Raw genomic sequence first — 13,085 nt, 5'->3', positions numbered from 1 at the left:
TTCACACTAAACAAGGAGCGTTCGATCCACTCAAGTCCTATCCTGCCAACGAGATGCTGAAACACCGTCTGTCGCTCCCGCGGCGGCGCATGAAACGCAGGAATGGAACGATGAAGGAACGCCTGTTCGGCAAGACCGCGCGCAGTGTGTCGGAGATTGGTTTTGGTGCCTGGGCCATCGGTGGCTCTTGGGGCGATGTGCCGGATGGTGATGCGCGCGCCGCCCTGCATGCCGCGCTCGACGCCGGCACCACCTTCATCGATACCGCCGATGTCTATGGCGATGGCCGCTCGGAGCGCTTCATTGCCGAAGTGCTGAAGGAGCGTTCGGGTCCCCGCCCCTTCGTGGCAACCAAGGCCGGGCGCCAGCTCTCTCCCCACACTGCCGACGGCTACAACCGGGAAAACCTCACCGCTTTCGTCGAGCGCTCGCTGACGAACCTTGCCACCGATTGCCTCGACCTCGTGCAGCTTCACTGTCCTCCGACCGAGGTCTATTACCGGCCCGAAGTGTTCGGCGTCCTGGATGACCTAGTGGCCGCCGGGAAGATCCGCAATTACGGCGTCTCCGTCGAGAAGGTGGAGGAGGCGCTGAAGGCGATCGAATATCCCGGCGTCGTCTCGGTCCAGATCATCTACAACATCTTCCGCCAGCGCCCGGCCGAGCTCTTCTTCCGGGAAGCCAAGAGGCGCAACATCGCGGTAATCGCCCGCGTGCCGCTCGCTTCCGGCATGCTGACCGGCAAGATGAGCGCCGCCAGCCAGTTCGCGGCCGACGATCACCGCGCCTATAACCGCAATGGCGAGGCCTTCGACAAGGGCGAGACCTTCTCGGGCGTACCCTATGACGTCGCGCTGGCAGCCGTGGAGGAGATCCGGCCGCTGGTGCCCGACGGCATGACCATGTCGCAGTTCGCACTGGCCTGGATCCTGGCTGACGATGCCGTCACCACCGTCATCCCCGGCGCCAAGAATGCGGCCCAGGCCACGGCAAATGCCGCTGCCAGCGATGTGCCTGCTCTCCCGCAGGCGACGCTCGAAACACTGAAGAATCTCTACCAGGGCAAGATCGCCGCTTTCGTCCACCATCTGTGGTAGGCCATGGCCGGCCGGGTGCCGTTCGACGGCTCCTGGCCCCGGTTTTCACCGCGCCTCAAGTCACCCGACATCGCTTGACAATGGCTGAGGCAAATGCGGGACTATGCCCACAGGTTCTGCCTTCCGGTGCGGGGCAGCCGGCGGGGCATTTCCTATGCGTTTCCAGTCGCTTCTGGTGGCGGTTGCAGGGCTTCTGGCTGTCACTGCCGCCATCGCCCAATCCCTCAAACCCGATGAGATCCTGAGTTCGGTCACGGTGCAGCCGATCAGCGAGCCCAACCCGGTGCTTGGCGCCGATGGGCGCGTGCATCTCGCCTATGAATTGGTGATCAACAATCCGGGCAATGTGTTCGTACGGCTCGACAAGGTCGAGGCCGTCGACGAGGCCGGCAAGAGCCTGTCCTCCCTCCAGGGCGAAGGACTGGCCAAGATGATGCATCTTTACAGCGGCAGCGATCGCCAGCTGCCGCCCGGCGGCACCGCCATCGTCTTCATGGATGTCGATTTTGCCGCGAACGACGAGCTGCCCCAGCATGTCTCCGCCCGTATCGAGGCCTTCCGCGAGAATGAAGGCGCGGATGGCAAGCCCGTGCCGCTGCCGGCGGATGCCCCCATCTCCGCACAGTACAGCTTCATCGGTGGAACGACGGCGATCGGCAAGCCGGCCGTGGTGGTCGAGCCACCGCTGAGGGGCGCGGGCTGGGTTGCCGCCGACGGCTGCTGCGACACCGTCACCGCCCATCGCGGCGCCGTCATGGCCGTGAACGGGCGCCTGCGCGTGCCGGAGCGCTTCGCCATCGACTGGATCAGGCTCGACGCCGGCAGCCGCCTGTTCACCGGCAACGCGCAGGATCTGGCCAGCTATTCCTTCTACGGTGCCGAAGTCCATGCGGCGGCCGATGGCGTGGTGGTCAATCTCTACGACCAGGCCGACGAGCAGGTCCCGAGCCGGCCGGCCCGCGGCATCGTCCCCGCCAATATCGGCGGCAACATGCTGGTGACCGAGATCGGCAATGGTGCCTTTGCCTTCTATGCCCATCTGCAGCGCGGCAGCCTCAGGGTCAAGCTGGGCGAGCGCGTGAAAGCCGGCCAGGTCATCGGCCTGGTCGGCAATACCGGCAATTCCACCGCTCCCCATCTGCACTTCCAGTTGATGGACGACCCCTCGCCGCTCAATGCCAACAGCCTGCCCTTCGTGCTCACGCGCTTCTCCGGGCAGGGCGTGCTCGCGCCGGGGAACGAGGAGGAACTCGAGCAAGGCGCGGTAGCCCGGATCGAGCCACGCTGGCGCGGAGACCATGTCAATCAGCTCCCGCTGAACGACCAGGTCGTCGATTTTCACTAGGCTTCGTTCTCCCGGGGGCGCCGCATGTTCATTCTGCTGCATCAGTTGTCACTGCCCGTCATGTTCGCAACGGTGCTGGTGATCTGCCTGGTGATCACCTGGATCGTCATCGGCCTCGTCCGCTTCGCCATTGCGAAAGGCGGCTACGCCGCCGACGAGGCGTTGCCCATCCGCGAATCGATCGTCGGTGTCTGCGCCACCATCTTCGGCCTGATGGTGGCCTTTTCGGCGGCGGGCCTGTGGGCCGATTCCCTCGCCGCCCGCAGCGCCGTCCAGCAGGAAGCCGATGCGATCGAGAACGTCCTGGTGCTTTCCGCCGGCCTTCCGGCCGATCTCCAGACCAGTGTGCGCGACGGCCTCAAGGCCTATGTGGCGCAGGTCGTCTCCGGCGATTGGCCCGCCATGGCCAATGGCGAGCGCATCGAAAGCCCGGTTTTCGATCGCTCCGGCGACATCCTCATCAATGCGATCGAGCTCGTCTCGCGCCAGAACGGAACCAATGCCCAGCCTGCCGCCTATCAGCCTTTGGTCAATCAATTACTGGCCGTGCGCCATGCGCGCCTGCTCCGGCTCTCGGCCTCGAACACCGGCATGAGTTGGGCGCAATGGATCGCGATCTGGATCATTTCGACGGTGACCGTCACGGCCATCGCCATCTGCAACAACCATGTCCCCCGCATGCAGATCCTCGCCACCCATATCTTCGTGGTGGTGGTGACGGCAGCCTATTTCGTCATCCTCGCGCATGACCGCCCGTTCATGGGGCAGATCTCGGTAAAGCCGACCGCGTTCCTGGCGGTCAACACCAATTGACGGCCGGCTGCGCTCCGACCTGCCTCAACGGGCCAGAGCTGCGAAATCGCCCTTGAAGCGGGCCGCGCAACGGCCGCCATAGTCGATCTCGGCCAGGACCGGGATGCGGGCCTTGCCCCTGCGCGCGAAGGTCTCGAGCATCGGCTCCCATTTGTCGGGCTCCGCCAGGACGGAGCGGGCCGAAAAATCGCCTTCCACCGGCGCCAGGTAATCCATGTGGACGGAGCCGACGACGAGGCTGCAATCGAGCCCCTCGCTTCTCAGCTTGAGATGGGCAAGCGACCAGGCGGCGAGCGTGGCCAAAGTGGCGAGGCTGCCGCCGAAAGCCGTGCGGTGATGGTTGATATTGGCGGAAAGCGGGGCGCCGAGCCGTACGGAATCCGGCCCGATTTCGAGAACCTGGACCTGCATGGCCTGTGTGAGCGGAATATTGCCATGGAGATCGGCTTCAAGCTCGGCGGGCAGCAAGGCGGCCTCCTCTCAGAGAATTATTCCAACTCGCGTCGTGGCTGCTTCTTCCTGGGACCGCAGGCGTCCTCGCCTGCTCTTCCCATCCTGAAAGCGCGGCGCTTCCAAGAGCAGGCGAGGACGCCTGCGGTCCCAGGAGAGCCATTACCTCGACAGGTCCAAATTTGGAGACTTGATCACCCGCCCGCTCTATCGCTCGCCGACAATTTTCTCAACCGCTTCCGGCCAATCGAGCAAAGCCCTTCCCCGCGGCGACAGGCGATAGCCGACCTGCAGGCTTTCGGTGAGGCCGAGGGCCTTGAGCTTGCGGATGTCAGCCTTGAGCGCGAGTTTCTCACAGCCGAGCCGGGCGGCAATCTCGGCGGCGGTGATGCCGTCCTGCCCGGCGATCAGGCCGAGCACGACGGTCGTCCACAGCCGGCGCGATGGCTGCGGTCGAGCCTGGCGAGGGCGGCGCGCAGCGCCCGGACATCAGCTTCATCGAGAACGGCTGCGTCGCGCAAGGCAATGCGCGGATCGTCCCCCATCCGATGGAAGGCAATGCGGTAGAGCTGCCCCTCCTGCCTCAGGTCGCGTCGGAGAGCCTCGATCGAAGCAAACCCAGCCCTGATCGCCTCTTCGTCGCTGATGTCAGCGAGTTCGATCGCCTCCACCGCCTCGATCGCCAGGACACCGATGGCAGTGGTGAGCGTTCCGCCGGCGCGCACGGTCGGCCGCGTCCAGCGCCGGAAGGCCAGCGTCACCTTGCCGGCGGCAATGCCATCGAGCGTGGCCTGCTTGAACAGCATCGTTTGCGGGAGGCCTCAGCCCGCCAGCCGCCGGTCGTGCTCGATCACGGCGTTGAGCAGCACCTGCGCGCCCGCTGCGCATTCGTCGAAGGAGGTCGACTCGGCCTCATTGTGGCTGAGGCCGCCCTCGCAGGGTACGAAGATCATGGTGGTCGGGGCGACACGGGCGATATAGGCCGCGTCATGGCCGGCGCCCGACACCATGCGGCGCATGGCAAAGCCTGCCTTGTCGGCACCGTGCTCGACGCAATCGATCAGCTCGGGCGCGAATTTCACCGCGGGCGAAATCCAGATGCGTTTTTCTTCATAGGCGAGCTTCATCGGTGGCAGCGTGGCCTCCAGGGCCGCCCGGAATTCCTGCTCCATCACTTCCAGCACCTCTTCGTCGGGATGGCGCAGGTCGACGGTGAAGAAGACCTCGCCCGGCACGACATTGCGGCTGTTGGGCTTGTTCTCGATCAAGCCGACGGTGGCGACGCCCGGCTGGTGCTTCTGGCCGATGGCATCGACCGCCTCGATAATGCGGGCGGCGCCCAGCAGCGCATTCTTGCGCAGATACATCGGCGTGGCGCCGGTATGGGCATCCTGGCCGGTCACCGTAACCTCATACCAGCGCATGCCCTGCACGCCGGTGACCACGCCGATCATCGTCTTCTCGTCCTCGAGGATCGGCCCCTGCTCGATATGGAGCTCGAACATCGCCTGGAACTTGTGGGCGCCGGCCTTCTCGGTGCCGCGATAGCCGATGCGCTCCAGCTCGTCCTTGAAGCTGATGCCGTCGCGATCGAGGCGCTCATAGGCGTAGTCGGGCGTGAACACGCCGGCAAACACGCCCGAGGCCAGCATAGCCGGGGCAAAGCGGGAGCCTTCCTCATTGGTCCAGTTGATGATCTCGACGGGGGCATTGGTCTCATAACCCTGCTCGTGCAGGGTGCGCATCGCTTCCAGCGCGCCGAGCACGCCGAGCACGCCATCGAACTTGCCGCCGGTCGGCTGGGTGTCGAGATGCGAGCCCATGGCGATCGGCGGCAATTCGTTGTTCCTGCCGGGGCGCACCGCGAACATGTTGCCGACTTCGTCGACGCTCACCGTGCAGCCGAGCGCCTCGCATTGCGCCTTGAACCAGTCGCGAACTTGCCTGTCCTCGTCCGACAGGGTCAGACGCTTGATGCCGCCCTTGGCCGTGCCGCCGAACTTGGCGGTTTCCATCAGGCTGTCCCACAAGCGCTGCGGATTGATGTTGAGATTGGTGAGCATGGTGAGGCCTTTCTAAAGAAAACGGGCAGTTGTTCAATGCTTAGTCCGAGACGGCGGCCAAACGGCCAAAGATCCCACCAGCGGAGATCCAACCATTGATACCCCCTCGGTTGTTGCCGATCTGGAATTGACCGTCTCTAACGGCCTTTATGAGGTGCAGGTATTGCGCGCCACGCACACGACACAGGACAATATCCCCTTCGACGAGCAGGGCATGGTCGGCAATCGGAACGACGGTGCAGAGTTGACCGCTAGCGATTTTGCCTTTCATCGAAGCGCCGCGCGGACGAAATTGAACCGTCTCACCAGCCTGTAGTCGCTCGATATATCGGGTGGCCCAAGACACCGTCCTCTCCTTTCGGGGTGATCATGAGAGATCGTGAAGCGCCTTGCCGTTGGGCTGAGACAGGCGGAAATCCGAGAAGGAAACGGCGAGACCCGATCGTTCCGGCGTGCAGCACATCGGGCCGACCTGATAGGATGCCGCCTTCGGAAACGGCGCCAGCCGCACCAGCGGCCAGACTAGCCCGTCCGTCGAATATTGCAGCCTGATTACCCCGTCTGCGACGGTGAGGCGCAGGCGAAAATCCTGTGCGTCACCTGGGAAAGGCCCGGTGGCCCAATCCGATTGTCCCACTGTCAGCACGCTGCCGAGCATGGGCGCGTCGTCATTATATTCGATACCGGCCTTCAGCCAGGTCTCGTCATCGAGCCGGACCATCAGGCCGGCCTGGTCGTAGAGCGTCTCGAAACGGGCCCGAATGCGCAGTTCCGCGGTGAAATCGCCGCCGCTGTCGAGATGGAAGAAATGGCCGCTATGACGGGTGAAGCCGTAATGGGTCTTGCGCCAGAAATCAGTGGCCTCGCCGGTGACGACCTCCAGGCGATCACCGGCCAGCGACCAGGACGGCGGCTCGTTGAGCCAGCTCCCGTGCTGGAGGGAAGTGGGAGGTGTTGGCATGGCAGGGTCCGAATGGGGGGCGGGTCTTCAGACCCGCCTGATATTTGACGCTAAGAGAAGATGGCGGGTCTGAAGACCCGCCCCCCAATTATGGCGTGACCTCGATACGCGAGACCGGCCTGGGCTTGCTGAGTTCCTTCCAGGTGGCGTTCGCCACTGCAGCGGCCGGGAACGGATCGCGCTGGATGAAGGCACCGTCGCCCTTCTGGAGCTGGACCTGCTTGTCCTTCCAGGCAATGCGCCCACGCGACAGGGTAATGATCGGCAGGCCCGTGCATTCATAGCCCTCAAACACATTGTATTCGACACGGCTGAGCTGGGTCTTGGCCTTGATCGTCTTGGTGGCCGCCGGATCCCAGATGGTGAGGTCGGCATCCGAACCCACGGCAATTGCCCCCTTGCGGGGATAGATGTTGAGGATGCGGGCGATGTTGGTGGAGGTCACTGCCACGAATTCCTCCTTGGTCAGGCGCCCGGTCTTGACGCCCGCCGTCCATAGCACCGGCATGCGGTCTTCGAGCCCGCCCGTGCCGTTGGGGATCTTGCGGAAATCCCCCACGCCCATGCGCTTCTGCTCGGCGGTGAAGGCACAATGGTCGGTAGCCACCACCTGGAGCGAGCCCGAGGCGAGGCCCGCCCACAGCGAATCCTGGTGCGACTTGTTGCGGAAGGGCGGCGACATCACCCGGCGGGCGGCGTAGTCCCAGTCCTTGTTCTGGTATTCGCTGTCGTCGAGCACGAGATGCTGGATCAGAGGCTCGCCATAGACGCGCTTGCCGGCCGCGCGGGCCCGCGCGATCGCCTCGTGGCTGTCACGGCAGGAGGTGTGCACGACATAGAGCTGGCTGCCTGCCATGTCGGCGATCATGATGGCGCGATTGGTCGCCTCGCCTTCCACCTCCGGCGGGCGCGAATAGGCGTGCCCCTCCGGCCCGGTGACACCCTGGTCGATATAATGCTGCTGCAGGCGGAAGACGATGTCGCCATTCTCCGCATGCACCAGCGGCAAGGCACCGAGGCCGGCGCAGCGGCTGAAGGAATGGAACAGCTCGTCATCATTCACCATCAGCGCGCCCTTATAGGCGAGGAAGTGCTTGAAGGTGTTGATGCCGTAGGTCTTCACCACGGTATCCATCTCGTCGAAAACCTGCTTGTCCCACCAGGTGATCGCCATGTGGAAGGAGTGGTCGGCGACCGCCTTCTCGGCTTTGTGGCGCCATTCCTGATAGGCCGCCAGCAGCGACTGGCCGGGCGCGGGCAGGCAGAAATCCACCACCATGGTGGTACCGCCGGACAAGGCGGCGCTGGTGCCGGATTCGAAATCGTCGGCCGAGACGGTGCCCATAAAAGGCATTTCGAGATGCGTATGCGGATCGATGCCGCCCGGCAAAACGAAGCAGCCATCGGCATCGATGATTTCGGTCCCCGCCGGTGCCGACAGCTTCGGGCCGATCGCCAAAATGGTTTCGCCGTCGATCAGCACATCGGCCTGTTTGGAATGATCGTGGTTCACCACGACACCGCCACGGATCAGGATCGGCATAATAGTCCTCCCTATACAATATTCACGCGCCGCGCTTTGTCATCACCGGGCTTGACCCGGTGATCCAGGTTCCGCCCGGAGAACTGGATGCCCGAGTCAAGCCCGGGCATGACAAAGGTCGAGTTTTTCGACTCGAACGCGAACCTCTAGATCAAATGCAGATCGAGATCGTCCCACTCGGGATTCAGATCCTCGATCAGTTTCAGCTTCCAGGCTCTCGGCCAATGCTTGATGTTTTTTCGCGCTGTATGGCATTGCCGACATAGCGATGCTCCTCATACCAAACGAGGAGGTTCACATCATATTGCGCCGTGAACCCGGAAAATGACTTCTCCTTGTGCTCATGGACCCTACGCGGCAAATCGTTCGTCATGCCCACATAGAGCGTACCGTTACGCTTGCTCGCCATCAGATAGACCCAGTAGCGATGCCGCATGCTGGTATTTTCCTGGCCCAGCAAAACTCCACCCTTGTCATGCCCGGGCTTGACCCGGGCATCCAGTTCTTCACGCCGACACGATGCCCTTGGGACCCGCTGGATCGCCACCGGATCAAGTCCGGTGGGGTCAAGTCCGGTGATGACAAAGCGCGGTGCCTTACGAATACGCTTTCTTCACAGCTTCTTCATCGCGTCGGTGACCGCCGAGCTCCAGCCGCCCACGGGCGCCTTGGTGATGGCCGGGCTGTCGCCACCGGCCCCGAGCAGCGTCTTGACGGTACCTTCCGCCGCAGCCGGATCGAGCGTGCCGTCGGAGCCTTCCGTCAGCTTGTTGACCTCGGCGATCATGTGGGTCTGGTGCACCTCGGTCTGGGCGCCGGAAGCATCGTTGTCGAGCACGATCTTCACGGCCTCGTCCGGATGGGCCCTGGCATACTCCCAGCCCTTCATCGAGGCCTTGACGAACTTGGCCATGGTCTCGACGAATTTCGGATCCTTGAGGCGATCCTCCATCACATAGAGCCCATCCTCGAGCACCGCCACGCCCTGGTCGGTGTAGTTGAAGACGGTCAGATCCTCGGCCTTCACACCGGCCTCGATGACCTGCCAATATTCGTTATAGGTCATGGTGGAGATGCAGTCGGCCTGCTTCTGCAGGAGCGGATCGACGTTGAAGCCCTGCTTGATCACCTTGACGCCATCGGCCGAGCCGTCGAGCTTGAGGCCGAGCTTGCCCATGAAGGCGTTGAACGGATATTCGTTGCCGTAGAACCAGACGCCCAGCGTCTTGCCCTTGAAATCGGCCGGCGTCTTGACACCGGATTCCTTGCGGCAGGTCAGCTGCAGGCCGGAGCGCTTGAAGGGCTGGGCAATATTGACGAGACCGACGCCCTTCTCGCGGGCGGCCAGCGCTGCCGGCATCCAGTCGACGATCACATCGGCCTGCTTGTTGGCGATCACCGTTTCCGGCGCGATATCGGGACCACCTGGCGCCACGGTGACGTCGAGGTCGGCCTCCTTGTAGAACCCCTTGTCCTTGGCCACGAGATAGCCGGCGAACTGCCCCTGGACCACCCATTTGAGCTGCAGCGTGACCTTGTCGGCCGCCTGCGCCGCGCTGATCGCGCCAAGCCCGAGCGCGAAAGCGACGCCGGCCAGTAGTGCCTTCTTCATTCCGTCCACTCCTCTGTTAACCTCGTCCTGCGTCACGCGCGCCGGTAAGAGGGATGCCAAAACGTCACGGCCCGCTCGATGACAGCGATGAGGCCATAGAATAGGGAGCCGGCCACCATGGCCACGGCGATCTCGGCCCAGACGATGTCGGTCTGCGACAGCGCCGCCTGGGTGTTGATGCGAAAGCCCATGCCGATGGTGGGGCCGTCGAAATATTCGGCGACGATCGCGCCGATCATCGCCAGGGTCGAATTGATCTTCAAGCCGTTGAAGATGAAGGGCATCGCAGCGGGAAGACGCAGGCTCACCAGCGTCGACCAATAGCTGGCGCCGTAGGAGCGCATCAGGTCGCGCTCCAGGGAACCGCTGGCTGCCAGGCCCGCCACCGTGTTGACCAGCATTGGAAAGAAGGTCATCGCCACCACGACGGCCGTCTTGGAGGGCCAGTCATAGGTGAACCACCAGATCATGATCGGCGCGATGCCGACGATGGGTAGGGCCGAGACGACATTGCCGAGCGGCAGCAGCCCACGCCGCAGGAAGGGGACGCGGTCGGCCACCAGCGCCACCAGGAACCCCGAGCCCGAGCCGATCAGCCAGCCGAGCAGGACCTCGTGCAGGAAGGTCCAGACGAAATCGGTGGCGAGCGTATTGGCGAATTGCCAGACAGCCATGCCAATGGCGGAGGGTGGCAGCAGGATGATGGGGGAGATGCCGAAACCGACGACCAGCCATTCCCAAAGAAGGAGTAACGTGGCGCCAAACAGCAAGGCAGGCGCCAGATCTTCCCAGCGAGAACGTCGCGTTCTTTCGCCGTTACTGACAATCACGTCGACCGTTATCCAGGCTGCCAGCCAAAGACCTATCGCTTTGAGCCAAAAACCCCAACCAGCAGCGCCCGCTACTCCCGGTACATGCACTGCTGTCGTCATCATTCGGATACCGATACCCAATGCGAGTATCGGAATAATGGACCAAAAACCACGGCTTTGTTTTTGGCAGAGAATGGCAGCAACGATAAATATTGCACCCGACAAATAGATTTGTGGCGTCAAACCTATAGGCAAAATGAGGTCGTGTTCACCCATAGGAAAGGGAGCGCTCAGGCAGATGAGCAGTCCGGCGAGGAACCATCCGCGCGACTGGAATTTCGTCATGCCTGCTCTCCCCGGACGCCCATTCTCGCCAGAGTACGCCGCTCGATCAGGCCGATCAGCCCGATCAGGGCCGCCGAGAGCAGCGCGGCGGTGAACAGGGAAGCCCACAGCACCAGGCGCAGATTGTTGTACTGGTAGCCGGCGAGCAGGCGCGAGCCGAGGCCGCCCTGGGCGCCGGTCGGCATCTCGGCGACGATGGCGCCGACGATGCAGCCGGCAATGGCAATCTTCAGGCTGGCGAACAGATAGGGCGTCGCCGCCGGCCAGCGCAGCTTCCAGAAGGTCTGCCATTTCGAGGCGTCATAGGTGCGCATCAAATCGAGCTGCATCAGGTCCGGCGACATCAGCCCCTTCACCATGCCGACCGTCACGGGAAAGAAGCAGAGATAGGTGGCGATCAGGGCTTTCGGCACCAGGATGGGCGCGCCGAGCCGGCCGGTGATCGCAGTCAAGAGCGGCACCAGCGCCAGGATCGGGATGGTCTGGGAGACGATCACCCAGGGCATCAGGCTCTGGCGCATCGAGCGGTAATGCACGATCAGCACAGCCAGCACGATGCCGAGCACAGCACCGAGCACGAAGCCCGACATCGCCGAGGAAAGCGTGATCAGGCCATGGTAGACGAGGCTGCGCCGGCCCAGAGGCGGCTCGAAGAACAGACCCTGCACCATCGTCATGATGATCTGGTGCGGCGCAGCGAGGTTGCCGTCCGGCAGGTTGATGGCAGCGATGAACTGCTCGGTGAGCGGACGGCTGGCGGCGTCGGGCATGACGCGCTGTAAAGCGGAGCCGTTCATCGGCAGGCAGGCGAGATACCACAAAGCGAAGATCGCCAGCACGACCACCGTCACCGGTCCAGCCTTGCCGGCCATCAGGCGGCTCCCCAGCGAGGGGGCGGTACGGGCAGCAAGCACCTCAGTCGTCATAGGAGTGCCCTGCCCTGAGGCCGTCGCGCACACGATGGGCGACTTCGAGGAATTCAGGCGTCTCGCGGATGTCGAGCGTGCGGTCGCGCGGGAAGTTGCAGTCGATGATGTCGATGATACGGCCGGGCCTGGGCGACATCACCACGATCTTGCTGGACAGATACACCGCCTCGGGGATGGAATGGGTGACGAACACCACCGTCTTCCTGGTGGTGCGCCACAGATGCAGGAGCTGGTCGTTGAGCTTGTCGCGGACGATCTCGTCGAGTGCCCCGAACGGTTCGTCCATCAGCATCAGCTTGGGATCGAAGCACAGGGCCCTGGCGATCGAGGCACGCTGCTGCATGCCGCCGGACAATTGCCAGGGAAACTTCTTCTCGAAGCCCTTGAGATTGACCAGTTCGAGATTGCGGGCGGCCCTCTCCTTGCGCTCGGCGGCGGGAAAACCCATCACCTCCAGCGGCAGCATGACGTTGCGCTCGATGGTGCGCCAGGGATAGAGCGCCGGCGCCTGGAAGACATAGCCGTAATGCCGGCCGAGGCGTGCCTGTTCCGGCGTCAACCCGTTCACCTTGATCGAGCCGGAGGTCTGGCGCTCGAGATCGGCGATGACGCGCAGCAAGGTGGTCTTGCCGCAGCCCGAAGGCCCGATGAAGGAGACGAAATCGCCTTCATTGACGGTGAGATCGACCTTGGAGAGCGCATAGACCGGCCCGTCCCCGGTGTCGAAGGTTAAGGAAAGATCCTCGACCGCAATCACGGGTTCGCCGGCGGCCGTTCGTTCCCTCACGGCACCAAGCTTCCGATCCACGCCCTCAACCTGCATGCCGGCTCTACCTCTGGTTCGTCCCCGGCGAATACGGTGAACCGTTCCGCCCTGCTCGCCCCCGTTCACAGCAATGATCGTGCCACTGCGACGAGAGTCTCTATTTTATCACGTTACCGGCTCGCCGCCCCGGTTGGAATATTTCAAACCGAGCCGATTGCCACTTGCGAGCAAAAAAGCGGGATCATCTCCTGCTCTTCACCACTCCGGAGGGCAACCCCGGATTGCCCGTGCGGCTGGCAGCAATATTGACCTTATGGACAAAAAATAGGCAACCCCATTTGGAAGAGAT

General features: G+C 63.2%; 14 protein-coding genes and 1 pseudogene. 3 read left to right on the top strand and 12 right to left on the bottom strand.

The window, feature by feature from the left end; genetic code table 11:
- The first annotated feature begins 110 nt into the window (after window positions 1-110).
- The 3 genes from ACIGJE_RS12250 to ACIGJE_RS12240 all read left to right on the top strand — a co-directional run bounded on the left by ACIGJE_RS12250 (window position 111) and on the right by ACIGJE_RS12240 (window position 3,255).
- The gene (locus tag ACIGJE_RS12250) at window positions 111-1,097 is read left to right on the top strand and encodes an aldo/keto reductase (protein WP_311933298.1); all 987 of its coding nucleotides are present in this window, start codon (window positions 111-113) and stop codon (window positions 1,095-1,097) included.
- Window positions 1,098-1,251: 154 nt separating this feature from the next.
- Entirely contained in the window at window positions 1,252-2,442 is a 1,191-nt protein-coding gene (locus tag ACIGJE_RS12245; RefSeq protein WP_311933299.1) for a M23 family metallopeptidase, read from the top strand.
- 24 nt (window positions 2,443-2,466) lie between these two features.
- Window positions 2,467-3,255 (top strand): bestrophin-like domain, encoded by a 789-nt coding sequence (locus ACIGJE_RS12240; RefSeq protein ID WP_311933300.1) that lies wholly within the window; start codon window positions 2,467-2,469, stop codon window positions 3,253-3,255.
- Window positions 3,256-3,279: 24 nt separating this feature from the next.
- On the opposite strand, the gene ACIGJE_RS12235 is transcribed toward ACIGJE_RS12240, so the two are convergent.
- From ACIGJE_RS12235 to ACIGJE_RS12180, 12 genes and pseudogenes are all read right to left on the bottom strand, one after another.
- On the bottom strand, window positions 3,280-3,723 hold the full coding sequence (locus tag ACIGJE_RS12235) for a YiiD C-terminal domain-containing protein (protein ID WP_483680165.1): 444 nt from the start codon (window positions 3,721-3,723) through the stop codon (window positions 3,280-3,282).
- Window positions 3,724-3,912: 189 nt separating this feature from the next.
- Entirely contained in the window at window positions 3,913-4,125 is a 213-nt protein-coding gene (locus ACIGJE_RS12230; protein ID WP_483680164.1) for a hypothetical protein, read from the bottom strand.
- The gene (locus ACIGJE_RS12225) at window positions 4,113-4,511 is read right to left on the bottom strand and encodes an ASCH domain-containing protein (protein ID WP_483680163.1); all 399 of its coding nucleotides are present in this window, start codon (window positions 4,509-4,511) and stop codon (window positions 4,113-4,115) included. The genes ACIGJE_RS12230 and ACIGJE_RS12225 overlap by 13 nt, the downstream gene beginning before the upstream one ends.
- 15 nt (window positions 4,512-4,526) lie before the next feature.
- Window positions 4,527-5,768: an allantoate amidohydrolase gene (locus ACIGJE_RS12220; RefSeq protein ID WP_483680162.1), complete on the bottom strand. Its 1,242-nt coding sequence runs from the start codon at window positions 5,766-5,768 to the stop codon at window positions 4,527-4,529.
- Between the two features lie 40 nt (window positions 5,769-5,808).
- Window positions 5,809-6,114, bottom strand: coding sequence for a hypothetical protein (locus ACIGJE_RS12215; RefSeq protein WP_483680161.1), 306 nt, complete (start codon window positions 6,112-6,114; stop codon window positions 5,809-5,811).
- A gap of 21 nt (window positions 6,115-6,135) precedes the next feature.
- Complete coding sequence (locus tag ACIGJE_RS12210; RefSeq protein ID WP_483680160.1) at window positions 6,136-6,729, bottom strand: DUF1349 domain-containing protein; 594 nt, start codon at window positions 6,727-6,729, stop codon at window positions 6,136-6,138.
- An 88-nt stretch (window positions 6,730-6,817) separates the two neighbouring features.
- On the bottom strand, window positions 6,818-8,272 hold the full coding sequence (hydA, locus tag ACIGJE_RS12205; protein WP_483680159.1) for a dihydropyrimidinase: 1,455 nt from the start codon (window positions 8,270-8,272) through the stop codon (window positions 6,818-6,820).
- Between the two features lie 146 nt (window positions 8,273-8,418).
- Window positions 8,419-8,708: pseudogene (locus ACIGJE_RS12200) on the bottom strand (GIY-YIG nuclease family protein).
- Between the two features lie 177 nt (window positions 8,709-8,885).
- Window positions 8,886-9,884: an ABC transporter substrate-binding protein gene (locus ACIGJE_RS12195; protein WP_322431144.1), complete on the bottom strand. Its 999-nt coding sequence runs from the start codon at window positions 9,882-9,884 to the stop codon at window positions 8,886-8,888.
- A 32-nt stretch (window positions 9,885-9,916) separates the two neighbouring features.
- A complete protein-coding gene (locus ACIGJE_RS12190) occupies window positions 9,917-10,654 on the bottom strand; it encodes an ABC transporter permease (RefSeq protein WP_415082709.1) in 738 nt (245 codons plus the stop codon).
- A gap of 383 nt (window positions 10,655-11,037) precedes the next feature.
- Window positions 11,038-11,967 carry an ABC transporter permease gene (locus ACIGJE_RS12185; RefSeq protein WP_415082707.1) on the bottom strand — a complete coding sequence of 310 codons (930 nt, stop codon included), beginning with the start codon at window positions 11,965-11,967 and terminating at the stop codon, window positions 11,038-11,040.
- Window positions 11,957-12,757, bottom strand: a complete 801-nt coding sequence (locus ACIGJE_RS12180) for an ABC transporter ATP-binding protein (RefSeq protein ID WP_415082705.1) — start codon at window positions 12,755-12,757, stop codon at window positions 11,957-11,959. Before ACIGJE_RS12180 ends, ACIGJE_RS12185 begins: the two co-directional genes overlap by 11 nt.
- Window positions 12,758-13,085 lie beyond the last annotated feature (328 nt).

The organism is Labrys sp. E2SS-1L (assembly GCF_057073705.1).
Note: the sequence above shows the minus strand (reverse complement) of the source record. Positions and strands in the feature narration are given on the sequence as shown.

What these genes read in the sequence shown, in the direction of transcription:
- ACIGJE_RS12240 (WP_311933300.1), top strand. Translation starts at nt 2,467, where the DNA reads ATGTTCATTCTGCTGCATCAGTTGTCACTGCCCGTCATGTTCGCAACG.
- ACIGJE_RS12225 (WP_483680163.1), bottom strand. Translation starts at nt 4,511, where the DNA reads ATGCTGTTCAAGCAGGCCACGCTCGATGGCATTGCCGCCGGCAAGGTG.
- ACIGJE_RS12210 (WP_483680160.1), bottom strand. Translation starts at nt 6,729, where the DNA reads ATGCCAACACCTCCCACTTCCCTCCAGCACGGGAGCTGGCTCAACGAG.
- ACIGJE_RS12245 (WP_311933299.1), top strand. Translation starts at nt 1,252, where the DNA reads ATGCGTTTCCAGTCGCTTCTGGTGGCGGTTGCAGGGCTTCTGGCTGTC.
- ACIGJE_RS12220 (WP_483680162.1), bottom strand. Translation starts at nt 5,768, where the DNA reads ATGCTCACCAATCTCAACATCAATCCGCAGCGCTTGTGGGACAGCCTG.
- ACIGJE_RS12185 (WP_415082707.1), bottom strand. Translation starts at nt 11,967, where the DNA reads ATGACGACTGAGGTGCTTGCTGCCCGTACCGCCCCCTCGCTGGGGAGC.
- ACIGJE_RS12250 (WP_311933298.1), top strand. Translation starts at nt 111, where the DNA reads ATGAAGGAACGCCTGTTCGGCAAGACCGCGCGCAGTGTGTCGGAGATT.
- ACIGJE_RS12195 (WP_322431144.1), bottom strand. Translation starts at nt 9,884, where the DNA reads ATGAAGAAGGCACTACTGGCCGGCGTCGCTTTCGCGCTCGGGCTTGGC.
- hydA (WP_483680159.1), bottom strand. Translation starts at nt 8,272, where the DNA reads ATGCCGATCCTGATCCGTGGCGGTGTCGTGGTGAACCACGATCATTCC.